The organism is Candidatus Babeliales bacterium (assembly GCA_016929235.1).
Classification (GTDB): Bacteria; Babelota; Babeliae; order Babelales; family JABCYS01; genus JAFGJD01.
In genome coordinates this window covers 37,975-54,654 of the sequence record JAFGJD010000006.1, presented here as the reverse complement: position 1 = coordinate 54,654, position 16,680 = coordinate 37,975, and the positions used below count along the sequence as shown (strand labels likewise).

Sequence of the window (16,680 nt, the reverse complement as noted above, 5' to 3'; positions counted from 1 at the left end):
TGCCATCGCGCCAGGATGTGCGTCTCGAGGTGATGTCTGCTGAGCTTCAGGCTCAAGTGGATTCTTGGCCGAAAAGAATGAGTAATTTTAGCTTTTTTAAAGAGCATATTAATAGAAATATCTTAGAGAAGGCGTGGGTTTCTTTAAGAGCGGGGTAGTTTTGGTGTAGATAATCGGTTTCTAAGGGTGTTGGAGACTGGCTATTTCTGAATTGATGGAACACCGCCTGTTTTATTGTATGGGGAGCTTTCTATTATGAATAGAACTCTATGGATTTCATCTCTATTGTGCATAGGATTGTCGTGCAGTGCTATGGAAACTTATGATCCGAACTCATTTTTTAGGTTGTACCAAAGATGTTTGCAGGGTTATCAGCCTCCATCTATGAACGAATCCTTGACGCATTTTCTTGAGCGGGCACTTGCATACCAGCATAATCCTGAAAACCTTGAGATGGGGGATGAGTTATTGGTAGATGGGGCAAATCTTAATTGTATTCGCCTTGCACAATTGGAATATTGCCTGAAGCGATTTGATAAGGGCATTGAACATGTTTGGAGCGTACCTAATGACAGAAAGGGTGATTTTCTGGAATTTATACGTCACGAAATAAAGCGACCTGATATTGCCGAATATTATCTACAGGTATATATGAGTCCGAAACATGCGACTCGCTAGGATTTTGTGATCGTATGCTTTTTATTAAAGTTGCTTTTTTTGCGTAATACGCTCACTCTGTGAGACGCTGCCGAATCACACATATATGGTGCCAAGACACGGAGATATAACGTGAAACCATCAACTTTTTATGTTACGACTCCCATCTATTATGGGACTGCTAAACCTCATCTTGGGTCGCTGTATTCTACTCTGCTTGCTGATGTAGCGGCACGCTGGAATAAGCTCAAGGGTAAGGAGGTTTTCTTTCTGACTGGAACGGACGAGCACGGCCAAAAGATTGCCCAGGCTGCAGAGAAAGCTGGCAAGGAACCACAAGTGTTTGTCGATAGCTTTATCCCTGCTTATAAGGATGCGTGGAAAGCTTACAATATCGAGTATGATCACTTTATTCGAACTACAGATACGCATCACATTAAAGCGGTACAGCAGTGGTTGCAAGACCTGATTGATAAGGGTGATATCTATAAAGATTTTTATAAAGGCTGGTATTGTACGCCATGTGAAACCTTTGTCGATACGCAAGATGATGCGCCACCATGTCCATCATGTGGTCGTGCAACGCAGTTGGTGTCTGAAGAGAGCTACTTCTTTAAACTTTCCAAGTATCAGGATCGACTTCTTACTTTTTATGAAGAGTGCCCTGAATTTGTGATTCCTCGTGAGCGGCTTAACGAAGTGATTTCATTTGTGAAGGGAGGGCTTAAGGATTTAAGCATTTCGCGTACAACAGTTAAATGGGGAATTCCATTCCCGGGTGATCCCAAGCACGTTGTGTACGTGTGGGCGGATGCACTCAATAACTATATTACAGGTGTTGGTTATGGTGATCCCTCCAAAAAAGCAATGTTTGAAAAATGGTGGCCTGCCAATTTGCATGTCATGGCAAAAGATATCTTGAGATTCCATGCAGTTTATTGGCCTGCATTCCTGATGGCATCCAATCTTGCACTTCCAAAGCATATGTTGGTGCATGGATGGATTACCGTAAACAAACAGAAGATGTCAAAATCGTTTGGTAACGTTGTTGATCCTATGGAATTACAAGCAACGTACGGAGTCGATCCGGTTCGCTATTATCTTGTGCGCCAGATGGCGGTAACGCATGATGGTGATTTTAGTGATACCGAACTCGAACAAAAGATTGAAACTGATCTTGCCAACGATCTTGGTAATCTCTTGAACCGGACATTGAGCCTTTCATTACGATATGATCTAGAGAAGGTTGAAGCTCCTGATACATGGTCACCAGAGGCACACGAATTGCGCAATCATGCCAATGCTATGTTACTTGCCTATTGTGAGGCAATGGATGGATGTCTTTATCACCAAGCTCTCGGACACGTCTGGAAGTTCATCAATCAAACGAATGCATTTTTCCATGCACAAGAACCATGGAAGCTTGTTAAGAATGATAAGGCCGCATTTGCAGACCGAATTGCAGCAACCTGTCATGCACTCAAAACGATAGGCGTTATTTTATTGCCGGTAATGCCTGATAAAATGATGGTGCTGCTTGATGCGCTTGGATACTCGATCATCATTCAGCCAGGAATCGATAACATCGAACAGATGGCTGGTGCATGGTGCCATGTGTTTACATTAAAGAAGATACCAACCTTATTCGAAAAGTCAGGAATAGCTCATGGAGACTAAGACTGAACAGTCGGTAATCGATACAACGATCACTATTAACGACGTGGCAAAGGTTGAGCTGCGTGTTGGAACAATTGTGGCGTGCGAGGACGTTCCCAAGTCTAAAAAATTGTATCGTTTGGAGGTTGATTTTGGTGAGCTGGGGAATCGCCAGATTCTTGCAGGGCTGCGTTCCTTTTTTGAACCGGCTGACCTTGTCGATAAGCAGGGCGTATTTGTGTATAATTTAGCTCCACGTGCCATGATGGGATTTGAATCCCATGGCATGATTCTGTGTGCAGGAGATGAAGATGGCACTCCTCACATAACGACTATAACTGGACATGTACCAAACGGGACACGTTTGCGATAAGGAGTTCTCATGTTGAAATCACAAATGCAAGATGCGCTTAATAAACAGATCAATGCAGAGCTGCATTCTTCTTATATTTATCTAGCGATGGCAGCTTATTGTGCCCAAGCAGGGTTAATGGGGATGGCTCATTGGCTGAAACTGCAAGCTAAGGAAGAAGTAGGGCATGCGATGAAAATATTTCAGTACGTGATCGATCGTGGCGGTAACGTGGCACTTTCGAAAATAGATGTTCCTAAGGGATCTTGGGCCTCTCCGCTAGATGTGTTTGAGGCTGCGTACAAGCATGAGTGTTATGTAAGTTCATTGATAGATGGTTTGGTTGCAGATGCTCGCACTCATAATGATATTGCAACTGAAAACTTTCTCCAATGGTTTGTTGCCGAACAAGTCGAAGAAGAAGCATCAGCACAGGAAGTTGTGGACAAACTTGAGCTTGCGACAAATGGCGCAGCATTGCTTGTGATTGATCAATGGATGGCGTCTCGTAGCTAAACGGGGACGGTGTGATTTCGTTTTCTCGTATTCCGCACTATATAAAAAAAACCTGGGAATATGGCCCTCTTAAAACGGTTGGCATTGTTCGCCAACGCGTAAGTACATCTTGGTATCAAAGGAAAATTCGCAAACAAGCAGTAGATGGAACGGCTCACTACATTTGGGAGCAGATTGCTTCACGACATAATCTTGGTTTATTTGAACACGAATGGAAGCGTATCTCGACGTTATCATTGCCATATCTAGATGCGCTCTATGATCGACCGGCTGGTCTGATTGAGCAGGCGGATGCGTACGTGAATAAGACATTTGACCTGCTAGGTTCAGGGCCTCTTACGTTTGATCGTATACCGTGGCATGACGATTTTCGATTGCAGAATCAATCGCCTGGCAGTGACGTGACATTTGATTCGTCTGTATTTTACCGAGACATTATTATCACATCCGGTACAACAGAAACATTGTGCAAAGATATCAAAATTCCGTGGGAGCTTTCACGACTTCAGCATCTACTTGTGCTTGGTTTGGCATATCGCGAGACGGGTGAGCAGCGGTATGTTGATGCATTTCAAGAGCATGCGTCTGATTGGATAGAACGCAATCCATATCTTTTAGGGCCGAATTGGATATGTCCTATGGATGTGGGTATTCGTGCATACAACATGATTGTTGGGGTGCATTTTTTTAAAGATGTAACATCTATTCCGGGTTCATTTTGGCAAACGCTTGTCGAATCTCTTTACAATCATATGCTCTATCTAGAGCATAATTGGGAAGTGTATGATGGTCGCACGTCAAACCATTATCTATCAGATCTTGTTGGATACTTGTCGTTATGTTGGTTTTTTAATTTGTGGCCTGGTGTTGATCAAAAATTATCATGGGTTACTAAAGAGATTGAAACTGAGTTTGAAAAACAAGTGTTTGACGAGGGCGCCGATTACGAAGGGTCTACCGCATATCATGGTTTGGTAACGGAACTTTTTTATCATGCCGGGCTATTGCTGCAGGAATCTAGTATTCAGCTCTCCCTATCGTTTGAAAAAAAATTACGACGCATGTTTGATTTCATGGTCTGGTGCCCAGCGTCATTGATTCAGATCGGTGATGATGATTCGGGTAAACTGCTGCACTATGGCATTACGGATAAGATTCTTCAAGCGATGCAATCTAATGAAAAAAAATACGGCACGAAATTGTACCGTCAGTTTGGAGTGTCGGTCATAAAAACAGAACATCTGCATGTAAGTTTGCGTCATCATGCATATCAATCACAGCAGCCGTCTGGTCATTTCCACAATGATATGGGAAGCATAACACTTGCGGTTGATGATGAACCTTTTATTGTTGATCCTGGAAGCTATCTATATACGCCGTCAGGTATATGGCGGAATCGGTTTCGCTCAGTTACTGTGCATAATACATTCTGGAAAACGGGTGAAGAACCGGTTCCATTTGATGAGCGGTTATTTGCGCTTACTCTTCCTGAGCGAACTGTGGGTGTAACAGACGTGTTGCAGACATCGTGGATGTCTGGTAGCAGAAGAGCAACGAGGACTCTTGTGTGCGATGGGCAATCACTGAACATTGTGGACCAGTGGACCGGTGATGATGCAGTTGATACGACATGGAATTTTATTATTGGGCCGTCAGTAATGGCTTCGCGTGATGGGAATCTAATCATACTGCAATCAAACATATCAGGGGCTAAGGTGGCTCTGCATGTTGAAGGGGATACGGAGATTGTGGATGCATGGTATGCCCAGAAATATGGCTCAAAAATGCGATGTGCTGCAATTTGTGGTCGTAGTGTCTGTCAGACGTTACTTTTTCGCTTTTTGTGGATGTGAATAACCACATTCTTTTGTGCAATGAAGTATCGTATTGCCTTCTTTGTTAGTCTTCTTCATTAGATATGGCTTCTTACACTGTGGACACGGTTTCTCTTCAATATCGCTGAAGATTGCAAACTTACAGTCTGGATAGTTTACACAGCCCCAGAACGTTCCACCTTTCCAGCAGCGCTTTGCAACGTCGCCCTTGTCTTGCGGGCATTTAAACGATGCATATTGCTGATGGACATACTTACATTTTGGATAGCCGCTGCATGAAATAAATTCTCCACACTTACCAACTATGCGCCTGAGGGGCTCACCGCATTCGGGGCACTTTTCTTTGAGGACGGTAGGGTGGATGGTCTCGACAATTTCTATTTTGCCATCTTCATCTCGCTTGAAATTGGTTGTGAAATCACATGTTGGATACGTGCTACATCCTAGGAATGAGCCCGCCCTTCCAAACCTGATCAATAACTTACCTTCCTTACATTTTGGACAGGTGATATCAGTTTTCTCGGCTGTGCGTTTTCGTTTGCCTCGAAACTCTTCAAGATCCTCTTCGAATTCTTGATAGAAGGTTCGGAGTAATTTATCACGGTCCAATTTTTCATGCTCAATCTTGTCAAGCTCCTGTTCCATCTGTGCTGTAAACGAAATCTTCATAATTTTAGGAAGGTTATCACTGAGCAATTTTGAAACGGTCATACCTAATTCAGTTGGTACAAATCGTTTTCGATCATCGAGCTCTGTATAATCACGCGCTTGTATGGTGCTGATAATGGATGCATAGGTACTTGGGCGACCAATGCCTTCTTTTTCTAGCTCTTTTACTAGTGAACTTTCATTAAAACGTGGTGGTGGTTGGGTAAAATGTTGTTTGGGATCTGTTTTGGTAAGTTCGATTGGTTGCTTCTCTTCAAGCTCTTTTGGAATAATTGTTGTTTCATCCTTATCTTCGTCATCCTTGTATACCTTCAAAAAACCATCAAAGATTAATGTGGATCCAGTTGTTTTAAATGTGTATTTACCGCCTTGAATGGTAACTTGGCGTTGGGCATACTGTGCTGGTGTCATTTGACTGGCAACGCATCGTTTCCAAATCAGTTCATATAATTTGATTTCATCTGCACCTAGATATTGACGAAGTATTGTGGGTGTTAGCGCCACGTCGATCGGACGAATCGCTTCATGGGCATCTTGCGTTTTACTTTTACTTTTTTTGGAAAATACGTTTGCTTTTTGTGGAAGATATGCTTTCTCAAACTGTGATCCTATGTATGAGCGAGCCTGCTTGAGCGCTGTTTCTGAAAGACGGAGCGAGTCAGTTCTCATATATGTAATCAGTGCAACAGGGTGATCAGGATCTTTTAACGGAATGCCTTCATAAAGTTTTTGTGCAACTTGCATAGTTCGTTTAACCGAGAAGCCAAGTTGATTGTGTGCGGCCTGCTGAAGCGTACTTGTCATGAAGGGTGGAAGCGGATTTTTTGAGCGTTGTTTATCCACAATTGATTCAACGGCGAATTCTGTTTTCTTAAGGTCATCGAGAATCTTGTTAGCAGCTTTTTCATTTTTAATATCAGCTTTCTTTTTACTGATATGGGTAAGCATTGCTGATAGGCTTGCCTTGGCTTGTTTGAACAAGCCTTCAATAGTCCAATATTCTTCTGGTTTAAAATCACGAATTGCCTGTTCACGTTCGCAGATAATTTTGAGAGCAACCGATTGCACTCGGCCTGCAGATAATCCTGCTTTGATCTTTTGCCACAAGATGGGTGACACTTCGTATCCAACCCAACGATCGAGCACACGACGCGCCTGTTGAGCGGCTACACGGTGCAGGTCTACTTTTTCAGGATTGTTGATCGCTTCTTCAACTGCAGACTTTGTAATTTCATTGAACCCGATTCTGTGGATCTTTTTCTTGCTGCCTTTAGTTGCCTTCTTGATTTCTTGTTCAACGTGCCATGCAATGATTTCACCCTCACGATCAGGGTCAGGAGCCAGATAGATTTCATCAGCAGTCTTGGCTGCCTTTACAATATCAGCAATAATCTTTTCTTTGTCCTCTATGGGAACATACTCGAGCTTGATATCTGATTTGGTAATTTCAACACCGATGCTCTTTCGTGGCAAATCCATGATATGTCCAAGGGTGGACATAATCTTAAAATCCTTACCCAAGATCTTGGACAGGGTTTTGATTTTAGCGGGAGACTCGACAATTAAGAGCTTCTTCATGTATTCCTATGAGTGCTTGAGGCAGATTCTCCAGAAAATAATAAAGAGAAGTCACTGTAGCCTATTGTATTACATTTTTCAACGTGAGAGCCCATGTATACCACTATGCGACTCCTCTCTACTCCCTATCAGCTTAAAAATTATAATTTCTAAAAGTCAAGGCATATCTTGGTATGCGGGGCGCTATCACAAAGTGATAGGCTTTTTCGAGATCCTGTCTCGGTTTTATGATTGAGACGGGTTTGCATGCGTTGCCATCATGGTAGAGAAGGGTTTCTTTGTTCTTATTAATCGTTACTAATAGTGTATGATTGGCTTTTGCTATTGAGTTGTGGCTTGGGGTAGATTCGTGTGCGGGGATTGTATGTTTGTAGGTACTGTTGGTAGAGTACTTCGTAGTATCGAAGGCCTATAATAAAGGGAGAGACTATGAAGGTAGTGTTTAAGTCGTGGTGGGAGTTGCTTAAACTCATTTTTCAGTGGGAGTCCTTGAGACAGCTTCTGTGGGTGACAGGTAAGACGACAAAGGCGGTATATGTTACATTCTTAACGTATTTTTGGTGGTTGGTATGCCTTGCGATTCTTGCGGATTACCTAGAGAGTTATCTCTTGAGCGGGCTTGGCTGGTTTATGGTCTTATTTTTCTTGTTTCTTACGGTACGACCTTCTACGCGTAAGAAGAGTATCGGTTATTATCAGTCGTATTTCGGAAGCCATGGGCTTAAATTTTTTATCGCCTATAGTTTATTTGTCCTTTTGATTATGGTAGTTCCTATTTTCGCTCATTTTAAAGAGCTTACATTTGTTGATAGTCGTGTGCTTGAGCTTCTTGGAGATGGGCTGTTTTATCTGTGGTGGCCATTACACTTTATTGGCGTGTTCCCGGGCTATGTGAATCCGCTCTCCTCATTTTGTTCCCTAGTTCCACTTATTATGCCGGTATTTGTGTTTTTGATGCTCTTCGCATTAGATGATCGTCGAGGGATCCGCTCTCTCTGGCGAGCATTTGTGCGTGCTTATACTATGGTGTGGTATACGCTACCTCTTTCGATTCTTTCGTACTTGTTATTTCTCGGTGTCAGTATTCTAGTGCTTGAGGGGCTCTATCCTGTTTTGCGTTCCTTCTCGATGATTCCATCTCTTTCCTATAGTCCATGGTATGTGTTGATGGTATTGAGTCCGATTTCAGTTTCATTTTTAACAACGATATATACGATGGTGCTTTATAAGGATCATAAGCGGTATGTTAAAGGAGAGGAGATATGATGAGTGTAGGAAATATTTTAAGAACAGTGAGTTATGGCGTAGTCTTTCTGGTAGCGCTTATTGTATTTGCAATTCCGGGTGTGATAGTTGCGTTATTGCCAGAATCATTGCGATTCAAATGTACCTTTATCTATAAAATTGAACATTTTGTTTTCTGGTTATTTATCAAATCGTGGTGGGTTCCTGTTTCATATGAGGGTATGGCAAATATCCCAAAGCATACGCGGTGTGTGTTCATCGGGAATCATCGATCATCAATCGATGCGCCTTTATTAGGTATGGTTGCGCGTGGCGAGCCTCATGTTTTTTTATTTATTAACTGGTTAGCTCAGTATCCCATTTTTGGTTTTGTGATACGTAGGCTTGAGGTGATGGTTGACCCAAGTGCCCCGCGTAAAGCCGTGAGTGCTATTGAGCAGGCAGTTGATCGTGCAACCAAGTTGCACGGGCACGTCTTATTGTTTCCAGAGGGCGGTCGTTATACTGATGATGGTGTGCGTGATTTTTTTACTGGGTTTGCTATCATTGCGCAACAGACGGGGTATCCCGTGGTTCCGGTAATGATACGAAATAGTGATAAAGTTATGCCTCCAAAATCACTGTGGGTACATTGGGCTCCTATTACGGTAACCATAGGTGAGCCATTCACCTATAATCAAGGTGAGGATAAGGGTGCCTTTACAGCTCGTGTGCGCACTTGGTTCTTGGAGCAACAGGAGTTATAGCGCGTGGATCTTGCTCCACATCTTCAATATTCACTTCTTGCTATTGCGCTTACTGCGCTAGTTGCCCTTGTTGTGTGGTGTCGTATGCGTTGGCACCGACAGCCGGCGTATGTCTATCCACTTGCATCAGTGGTTAAGCATGTCTATTCCCATGGATTTCAAACATATCGTTGGATAATTTTTATGCTGCAGATGATTGTATTCGGTGGTTTAATTTTATTGACCAGTCGGGTCAAGCAATTGGATCCATCATCGCTGGTGCATGTCGAGGGTGTCGATATTATTCTAGTCATGGATGTATCGGGTAGTATGGCCTGTAGCGATGATGAACGTACACAGCTATCTCGTATCGAGATTGCCAAACAAGAGGCGATTCGCTTTATTAAACGTCGCGTGAATGATCCCATTGGTCTAGTAATCTTTGGTCGCGAATCCGCTTCACGTTGTCCGTTGACGCTCGATAAGCATGTGCTTGAGGAGATTGTTGCATCATTGGATATCGGTGTGATTGATGAAAAAGGCACAGTGCTTTCAACAGCGTTATTAACTGCGCTTGGCCGTCTGCGGCATGCGAAAGCAAAAAGCAAAATCATTATTCTATTAACAGATGGCGAACCAACAGCAGAGGATAGTAGTCCGCGACTCGCTGTTGAACTTGCACAAAAACTTGATGTGAAAATCTACACCATTGGTATTGGGAGTGAGAGTGGGGGCTTTATGGTTCATCCACAGTTTGGTTTGATTCCTGCAGGAGCTACGTTGAACAGACCTCTATTGGAAAAAATTGCACATGCAACGGGAGGTAAGTTTTTTGAAGCACGTAAGCCTAATGAGCTTCGATTAATTTATGATCAAATTGATCGATTAGAACGTACTAATCATGATGCATCATTGTTTGCACATTATAAGGATTATGTTGGCCCATTAGTATGGTTAGTTGTATTGGCATTGTTTATACAGTTGTGTATAACGACATTGATACGGTTTATGTTATGACATTGGGTAATCCTCTTGCAGTAAAGTTTATTTTTGTCTTTCTATTTATGCTTATGCTTGTCTGGTGGCGCAGTGTCAAGCGTGTGCGTTTAGCCAGGGTATTAGCTCACAAAAAATGGCAATCACTGTTGTTGCGTGGTTATTCATATAAGAAGGATTTTTTTAAATCAGCATTATTATCGGTTGGTATTGTGTGTTTGTTTCTTGTTTTATTACAACCACGCTGGGGTAAAAAAGATGAGCATGAGCAACAGCATGGGCGTGATCTATTTATTGCATTGGATATTTCTCGGAGCATGCTTGCGCAGGATGTGAAGCCAAATCGTTTAGAAGCTGCAAAAGATAAGATAAGAACATTACTTAAAAAACTTTCGTGTGAACGTGTAGGGTTGATTGTGTTTTCAGGTTCTGCATTTGTGCAATGTCCACTGACACAAGATTATGCTGCGTTTTATATGTTTCTAGATTCACTTGACGTGGAAACAATTTCATCTGGAACAACTGCACTCGATGCGGTGCTTATGAAAACGATTCAGTTGTTTGAATCAATGTCGCAGCGTCAAAATAAATTATTGGTTGTGTTGACCGATGGTGAAGATTTTTCATCTGATTTGGCAACGGTTAAACAACGTGCAAGTGAGTTGGGGCTGCGCATTTTTACCTTGGGTATTGGTACACCTGAGGGTGCGCCAGTTCCTGTATTAGATCAATCTGGAAAACAAGTTGGTGTGCAAAAAGATAGTAAGGGTTCGATTGTTATTTCACGGTTAAATGAAGGAATACTTCACACTCTGGCCGTTGATACTGGAGCGCGGTATTACCGTATGAGCCAAAGCGATAGTGATATATTACATCTTATTGCAGATGTGGAACGGTATGAAAAAGAGCTCCTAGATGTTAATAGGGTTGATGCTCTCGAGGATCGTTATTATTATTTTGCAGCGATCAGTTTGGTTTGTTTTTTGATAGAATGGGTAGTATAGATGCATGATGGAAATGGGGGTCTATTTTAAGATGGAGGATTATAGCATGGTAGGTCTTGATGGAGTCTTGATATGAAATATTGTTTTGTGTCTCTTATGAGTTTTTTTTGCTTCTCGATGCATGCAATGGATCGGGTCGTTGGTGACGTATTGCAGAAACCCGGTCCTTCGGAATACGCTGGTCCTGGAATAGGAGATATATTTGCATTTCACCTGCATGCTCATAATTTTGAAAAGGCCATGGGAGTGTTGGACTCTCTTAATCGAGGCTCAGGCATGACTGTGGCTTTTCTTCAGAGTGCTACGGGACCAACTGGTGATACACCATTACATTGTGTGTCTTTCTTATTAGGCAAAGCTGTCTATGAAAAGAACCTTTCTGTTGAAAAACTCGAAGAGCTGCAAAATCGACTTTTACAGCTTGGTGCGCGTAAAGATGCGCTGAATTTTTTGAGTGGTACTCCAGAACACAAGTATCGTTATGGTATGGCATGTGCGGCAGCCAGTCTGGGGATAAAACTTGATTTGAAGATGCTTCGGCGGGGTCGTATAGCAGTTGCTCTTCCACATGAGAATGACTAACTAATATGTAATATGCGCAGATTAATGTTGGGGTAGGAGAAGCGCTTTATAATAAACACAATTGTTAGAGAAGGCGGACACCTATGAAATATGTGATTATGATGAGCCTTGCATGTGTATGTGTGCATGCTATGGACGAACAAGAATCTTTAGTCCAAGCACACACTGCATTGGTACGTACTTCATTGAAACGCGCTCAAGAGGCGCGCGAGCACTTTGAAAAGCTTTTAGGACAGACAAAGTTTGTAGAGGCGTTGGAATTGTTACAGAAATTTAAACCAGGAGAGCCAGAAACTCGCGTGTTTCTTGATTCGCCAAGTTGTGAGTTAACGATGGTAAGAGGTAAGATGGAGGTTGAGGGAGATCAGCCATTGCACCTAGTCGCTCGTTGGAGTGGAAAGGCGATCTATAATAAATCTCTTTCACAGGAACAAATTATGGCGCTGAGAGAATGTCTTTTACAGCTTGGGGCCGATCCCAATGCCCTTAATGGCAAAGGCCGCAGCGCCCATGATGTACATATGTGTGAAATGTCAGACGCAGCAGCTCTGGGATATTAATCAGTGATGTTTAAGATCTGCTATGCGTTATTATGCTGGTGCACCTTGGTTCAGGCAGCAGGTCCTTTCGGTTACTATCAGCACGCGCGTCTTGTCAGCGATGATTGCAGTGTCTTACAAGAGCTGTGCAAAGATCTGCTAACAGAATTTTTTTCAGATCCTGTCGTGAACTATGATGCGGGATGTGTATATCACGCGCAGGGGGAGCATGAGCTTGCATATCATTGTTTTGATCGTGCAGTGCGATATGGTATCGACACACAACCGCAATCATTTCTGGAACAAGCATATTTCAATATGGGCAACGAATCGGTCCAGTTGAAAAATCTCCAATCAGCGCTGCAAGCATACACGGATGTCTTGCGGTTGCATCCAGGCCACAAACGAGCACAACATAACGCAGATGTTGTGCGGCAGATGCTTGAGAAGCAGGAACAGCAAGAGCAGGACCACCAACGACAAGAGCATGAAAAAAATCTCAAAAATAAACAAAAACAACAGCAACAACAAGAACAGCATCACTCAGACTCAGAAGATGGTGAATCTGAGCCTCACGATAAAAACGAAGATCGACAGCAACAACGACAAGATTCTGATAAACATCAAGAGGATAACGGTGATCGAAGCGATCCATCTGAATTAGAGGCAGGTGATTATTCTAAGAGCGATGATCCTCAAGACAATATCCGTGAAGATCAGAACAATGATCCACAGGAGCCTGATCAAAAGCAAAATGGTGACGATAGCACGCAGGAAAAACAATCTCCTAAACAGGATGTTGCATCAGAACAAGATCAGTTTGGTAATCGCCAAGATCAGAAAAAAGAACAGGCAGATATTGCGCGAGATGACATGAGTGGGCGCTCACCTCAAGATATTTCAACGGCGCAACAGAATGCCACTGATGGCCAAAAGATGGAACTTCAGTCGCATGACGTAGTTGAGCCACAGGCGGGTGAAATTTATGACGAAAAAACAGAAGCCTTGCTTGCACAGGTTGAACGTTACGACACGGTGCAGTATAAAAAAATGATCAGAGAACATGTCTTACAAACAATGTCGGGACAGTATGGTCAGAAGAATTGGTAGCCTTTTTTTGTGTATGATTGCGAGCAGCTTTGCTGGGAAGCCATCGGTGTCACTCTCGTTGTGTGATATTCATAAACAACCGCTTGAGCAGCCAGCAGTTGGAATCCCATTTTATCTTGTGGCAACGGTGACCAGCGAGCAGCAAATTGAAGAAGCTCCACAGATTGAGGGGCTGGAGGACTTTGAGCAAGGATCAGTGCATGTTGCGTCAACACTTCATGTTATCAACGGCGTAACAGAAAGTACGGTGAGCTATTATCACACTGTTAGATGTGATATGCAGGATACGTATACAGTTGGGCCCGCTGTTCTCAAGCTGGAGAGACAGATAAGTACATCAGAGCCTCTTGAGATTACGGTGGGTAATACTCCTGTGTATGATGAACCACAAATGGAACAGAAGGCTAGACTCGAATTAAAAGCAGAAAAAGATTCGGTATTTATTGGTGAACCGCTTAAGGTTACGATGTCCTTTTGCGCTGCCGAAGGAGTGCAGATCATACAGGCGCTAAATGCTGATTTTCCTGGTTGGGTTATTGGTGCAGTTGATCCAAGTACAACAAGAGAATTTGTGCGTAACCGTGAGCGTGTTATTGAACATACACTTGAGTTATATCAGTATACACCTGGTGAGCACATTGTGCCTTCGCTGTCGGTACCGTGTGCGGTTCCAGTCAAACGTCATCGTATGAGTTTCTTATTTGATGACATGTTTGGGCAATCAAAAGAACAAATTATTGTGCAATCTAATGCCTGTCCTATCAGGGTAAAACCATTGCCTTCCTACGATGGAGTGGTACACGGTATTGGCCATATCACGCGAACTGAACTTTCTTGTGAACACGAGAGCGCCAAAGTGGGAGAGGGTATTGTTGTGAGGCTGACGGTCTCGGGAGAAGGAAATGTTGAAGGGCTTGAAGCTCCACCGCTACATTTGCCGCAAGGATTACGCTATTACGATTCCACATCATCAATAATGCGCCATGAATATGGGTGGGATAAAACGTTTGAGTATGTGGTTCAGGCTTCTCAAGAAGGAGTACATGGGATTCCTGAACAAACTTACACGTTCTTTGATTATACGGTGGGTGAGTATTCTACGCATCCGACATTACCACATTTGCTTAAAATTACTTCGGCCTTATCTCAGAGTGGACCTGTGACATTGCAGTCATCGTCATTAGTTCAGGATGATCCTCATGGTGGAAAGGAGTCGCTTCGACCACTACCATTACATCGTGAATCATCCCGATTTGCATGGTGGCTTATAGTACTTGCATGTTGCGCGATCTTTGGTGGAGGCGGTGGTTACGGTATGTGGCGGTTGGGACGATGGTATCGCCGTAAGTATAATAGGCAGTTGCGATATCGATTTGCCTATCGGCGTGCCAGGAGGCGGTTTGCCGTCTGTGCGCGTGATCGTAATCCGGTTGCACTCTACAAGGCATGGATCTCATTGTTTGCGGATCGTTGTAGTGTCTCTGAGCAGGAGGTGTCGGAATTATTTATTGAGCAGTGTTTGCGAAAAATTGGCATGGAGGATTACCTTAAATCATGGCGTAAAGATTTTCTTCGTTATGCAGAGCATGCGTTTAGTGCAAAAGCGTATGATGAAGATCTAGTGCGGTCGTCAAAGGTGTGGTTGCAAAGATTTGAGAAGCGATTATGAAACGACTTGTACTCATATCATGTGTAATGATGTCGCTGCAGGCGAATGATACTGATTGGCGCAAAGTTGTACATGAGCACCAGGCGTTGGAGCAGAAAACCGTTGCAGATTGGTATATGATTGGATTGGGCTTATATCACCTTAATCGACTGCCTCGTGCATTAGTTGCATTTGAGCGAGCCGCGCGTGGTGCCGACGGTCAGATCTTACGTGATAGTCTCTATAATATTGATATTATCAAGAGTGAATTGGGACAACACATTGATCGTTCATGGCAGGGTTGGTACAAGCGTATGATGAACGAATGTTTGGTGGTGATTCCGCGTTGGGTGTGGCAGATTAGTGCGCTTATATGTGCATTATGCTTGATGCTTTTGTTGGTCTTTGGTTGGGGTGGTGTAGTGCTTCGATCAGGAATGATTATGGTTTCATTGCTATCTTTTTTTCTTGCGTACTTTGTGTATACTCGCGAGCAAAGCGCGCGAGCATTTGTTATCAATGATACAACGTTATACGCTGGTCCTGCATCAACCTATCCGCAACGCTGTAATGTTTCTGCTGCGTGCGAACTCGTTCTTTATCAACATGAACAAGGATGGTATAAAGTGAGAGCGGGGGATAGGAGTGTCCGTGGTTGGATTGAAGGAAGAGCTATTGAAGTCCTATGAGATATGATTCGGCCTTTTCGTTAAAAGTTATTACCGTTTTTCTTTTGGGTACGATGGCGTCGATGTCATGTTTATTGGTGTACTCGCATGGTAAATTACGACAACAGATGAACCGCGTAATGGAGCTTCAAGAAGAGTACCATACTTATACTGTTGCATTTCAAAAAGCGATTCCCGAATTTGCGCGGTCTCGTACTCCTGATGAGCTTGTCCCGTTTATTGCGAGTGACGATGAAAAAAAAAAAGAACAACCGTTCCTTGTTGTGAATCGTGAGCCAGCGTATCTCAAAGAGTCCCTAGAAGAGTATATTCGTGAGCGCAATCTGGGCAATTTGCTTGTTCATCTTGATGCACAGAATAAAAAAACTTCCTCTCGCAAACGTCGTTCTATCAGCAAACAGCATGGATCATTGTTATCGCGTCAATTGCGCTCCAAAAAACATACGAAACAGCCTCGTGATATTGAATTGTCATGGCCCCTGGATCGATCTAGGTTCTGGATAAGTTCGTTTTATGGTGCACGTCGCAATCCAAATCGCTCATGGGGTTTCCACTATGGAATTGATATGGCTGCGATGAAGGGAACGCCGGTGTATGCGGCACGGAGTGGTGTGGTGATTGAAGCTGGTGTGAATAAGGGATATGGAAAGACAGTTGTGGTTGCGCATAACAAAAAATACAAAACACGGTATGCACATTTACATAGTATTACGTGTCGCGTTGGTGATAGAGTACAACAGGGTCAAACATTGGGCCTTGTCGGAGACACGGGATTGGTTAGGAAGTCGGGTCGGCTTGCAGACCACTTACACTTTGAGGTGTATGCGCATGGTAAGCAGGTGAATCCATTGCATTATTTAGCATAAAAAGGGAGTGTGG

General features: G+C 43.2%; 16 protein-coding genes. 15 read left to right on the top strand and 1 reads right to left on the bottom strand.

Features of this window, described 5'->3' with window-relative positions; genetic code table 11:
- Window positions 1-384 precede the first annotated feature (384 nt).
- The 5 genes from JW872_03410 to JW872_03390 all read left to right on the top strand — a co-directional run bounded on the left by JW872_03410 (window position 385) and on the right by JW872_03390 (window position 5,034).
- Window positions 385-678, top strand: a complete 294-nt coding sequence (locus tag JW872_03410) for a hypothetical protein (protein ID MBN1549682.1) — start codon at window positions 385-387, stop codon at window positions 676-678.
- 111 nt (window positions 679-789) lie between these two features.
- Window positions 790-2,334 (top strand): methionine--tRNA ligase, encoded by a 1,545-nt coding sequence (metG, locus tag JW872_03405; GenBank protein ID MBN1549681.1) that lies wholly within the window; start codon window positions 790-792, stop codon window positions 2,332-2,334.
- Window positions 2,324-2,686, top strand: coding sequence for a hypothetical protein (locus JW872_03400; protein ID MBN1549680.1), 363 nt, complete (start codon window positions 2,324-2,326; stop codon window positions 2,684-2,686). The genes metG and JW872_03400 overlap by 11 nt, the downstream gene beginning before the upstream one ends.
- Window positions 2,687-2,695: 9 nt before the next feature.
- Window positions 2,696-3,181 (top strand): ferritin, encoded by a 486-nt coding sequence (locus tag JW872_03395; protein ID MBN1549679.1) that lies wholly within the window; start codon window positions 2,696-2,698, stop codon window positions 3,179-3,181.
- An 11-nt stretch (window positions 3,182-3,192) separates the two neighbouring features.
- Window positions 3,193-5,034 carry a heparinase II/III family protein gene (locus JW872_03390; GenBank protein MBN1549678.1) on the top strand — a complete coding sequence of 614 codons (1,842 nt, stop codon included), beginning with the start codon at window positions 3,193-3,195 and terminating at the stop codon, window positions 5,032-5,034.
- Here the strand turns inward: JW872_03390 and topA are convergent.
- The gene (gene topA, locus JW872_03385; protein MBN1549677.1) at window positions 5,008-7,263 is read right to left on the bottom strand and encodes a type I DNA topoisomerase; all 2,256 of its coding nucleotides are present in this window, start codon (window positions 7,261-7,263) and stop codon (window positions 5,008-5,010) included. The genes JW872_03390 and topA overlap by 27 nt on opposite strands.
- A 429-nt stretch (window positions 7,264-7,692) precedes the next feature.
- Here topA and JW872_03380 point away from each other — a divergent pair, with 429 nt between their 5' ends.
- The 10 genes from JW872_03380 to JW872_03335 all read left to right on the top strand — a co-directional run bounded on the left by JW872_03380 (window position 7,693) and on the right by JW872_03335 (window position 16,667).
- Entirely contained in the window at window positions 7,693-8,529 is an 837-nt protein-coding gene (locus JW872_03380; protein MBN1549676.1) for a hypothetical protein, read from the top strand.
- Window positions 8,526-9,254 carry a 1-acyl-sn-glycerol-3-phosphate acyltransferase gene (locus tag JW872_03375; protein MBN1549675.1) on the top strand — a complete coding sequence of 243 codons (729 nt, stop codon included), beginning with the start codon at window positions 8,526-8,528 and terminating at the stop codon, window positions 9,252-9,254. Before JW872_03380 ends, JW872_03375 begins: the two co-directional genes overlap by 4 nt.
- Before the next feature lie 3 nt (window positions 9,255-9,257).
- Window positions 9,258-10,250, top strand: a complete 993-nt coding sequence (locus JW872_03370) for a VWA domain-containing protein (GenBank protein ID MBN1549674.1) — start codon at window positions 9,258-9,260, stop codon at window positions 10,248-10,250.
- Window positions 10,184-11,233 carry a VWA domain-containing protein gene (locus JW872_03365; GenBank protein MBN1549673.1) on the top strand — a complete coding sequence of 350 codons (1,050 nt, stop codon included), beginning with the start codon at window positions 10,184-10,186 and terminating at the stop codon, window positions 11,231-11,233. The genes JW872_03370 and JW872_03365 overlap by 67 nt, the downstream gene beginning before the upstream one ends.
- A 72-nt stretch (window positions 11,234-11,305) precedes the next feature.
- Complete coding sequence (locus tag JW872_03360) at window positions 11,306-11,815, top strand: hypothetical protein (protein MBN1549672.1); 510 nt, start codon at window positions 11,306-11,308, stop codon at window positions 11,813-11,815.
- Between the two features lie 83 nt (window positions 11,816-11,898).
- Entirely contained in the window at window positions 11,899-12,375 is a 477-nt protein-coding gene (locus tag JW872_03355; GenBank protein MBN1549671.1) for a hypothetical protein, read from the top strand.
- 3 nt (window positions 12,376-12,378) lie between these two features.
- Window positions 12,379-13,464 (top strand): hypothetical protein, encoded by a 1,086-nt coding sequence (locus tag JW872_03350; GenBank protein ID MBN1549670.1) that lies wholly within the window; start codon window positions 12,379-12,381, stop codon window positions 13,462-13,464.
- On the top strand, window positions 13,445-15,133 hold the full coding sequence (locus tag JW872_03345; protein ID MBN1549669.1) for a BatD family protein: 1,689 nt from the start codon (window positions 13,445-13,447) through the stop codon (window positions 15,131-15,133). Before JW872_03350 ends, JW872_03345 begins: the two co-directional genes overlap by 20 nt.
- The gene (locus tag JW872_03340; GenBank protein MBN1549668.1) at window positions 15,130-15,801 is read left to right on the top strand and encodes an ABC transporter ATP-binding protein; all 672 of its coding nucleotides are present in this window, start codon (window positions 15,130-15,132) and stop codon (window positions 15,799-15,801) included. Before JW872_03345 ends, JW872_03340 begins: the two co-directional genes overlap by 4 nt.
- Window positions 15,798-16,667 carry a M23 family metallopeptidase gene (locus JW872_03335; protein MBN1549667.1) on the top strand — a complete coding sequence of 290 codons (870 nt, stop codon included), beginning with the start codon at window positions 15,798-15,800 and terminating at the stop codon, window positions 16,665-16,667. The genes JW872_03340 and JW872_03335 overlap by 4 nt, the downstream gene beginning before the upstream one ends.
- The last annotated feature ends 13 nt before the right edge of the window (window positions 16,668-16,680 follow it).

Excerpts from the sequence above, each read along its gene's own strand:
- JW872_03410 (MBN1549682.1), top strand. The coding sequence starts at position 385 with ATGAACGAATCCTTGACGCATTTTCTTGAGCGGGCACTTGCATACCAG.
- JW872_03375 (MBN1549675.1), top strand. The coding sequence starts at position 8,526 with ATGATGAGTGTAGGAAATATTTTAAGAACAGTGAGTTATGGCGTAGTC.
- topA (MBN1549677.1), bottom strand. The coding sequence starts at position 7,263 with ATGAAGAAGCTCTTAATTGTCGAGTCTCCCGCTAAAATCAAAACCCTG.
- JW872_03340 (MBN1549668.1), top strand. The coding sequence starts at position 15,130 with ATGAAACGACTTGTACTCATATCATGTGTAATGATGTCGCTGCAGGCG.
- JW872_03400 (MBN1549680.1), top strand. The coding sequence starts at position 2,324 with ATGGAGACTAAGACTGAACAGTCGGTAATCGATACAACGATCACTATT.
- JW872_03365 (MBN1549673.1), top strand. The coding sequence starts at position 10,184 with ATGGTTAGTTGTATTGGCATTGTTTATACAGTTGTGTATAACGACATT.
- JW872_03345 (MBN1549669.1), top strand. The coding sequence starts at position 13,445 with ATGGTCAGAAGAATTGGTAGCCTTTTTTTGTGTATGATTGCGAGCAGC.
- JW872_03395 (MBN1549679.1), top strand. The coding sequence starts at position 2,696 with ATGTTGAAATCACAAATGCAAGATGCGCTTAATAAACAGATCAATGCA.
- JW872_03355 (MBN1549671.1), top strand. The coding sequence starts at position 11,899 with ATGAAATATGTGATTATGATGAGCCTTGCATGTGTATGTGTGCATGCT.
- JW872_03335 (MBN1549667.1), top strand. The coding sequence starts at position 15,798 with ATGAGATATGATTCGGCCTTTTCGTTAAAAGTTATTACCGTTTTTCTT.
- JW872_03380 (MBN1549676.1), top strand. The coding sequence starts at position 7,693 with ATGAAGGTAGTGTTTAAGTCGTGGTGGGAGTTGCTTAAACTCATTTTT.
- JW872_03360 (MBN1549672.1), top strand. The coding sequence starts at position 11,306 with ATGAAATATTGTTTTGTGTCTCTTATGAGTTTTTTTTGCTTCTCGATG.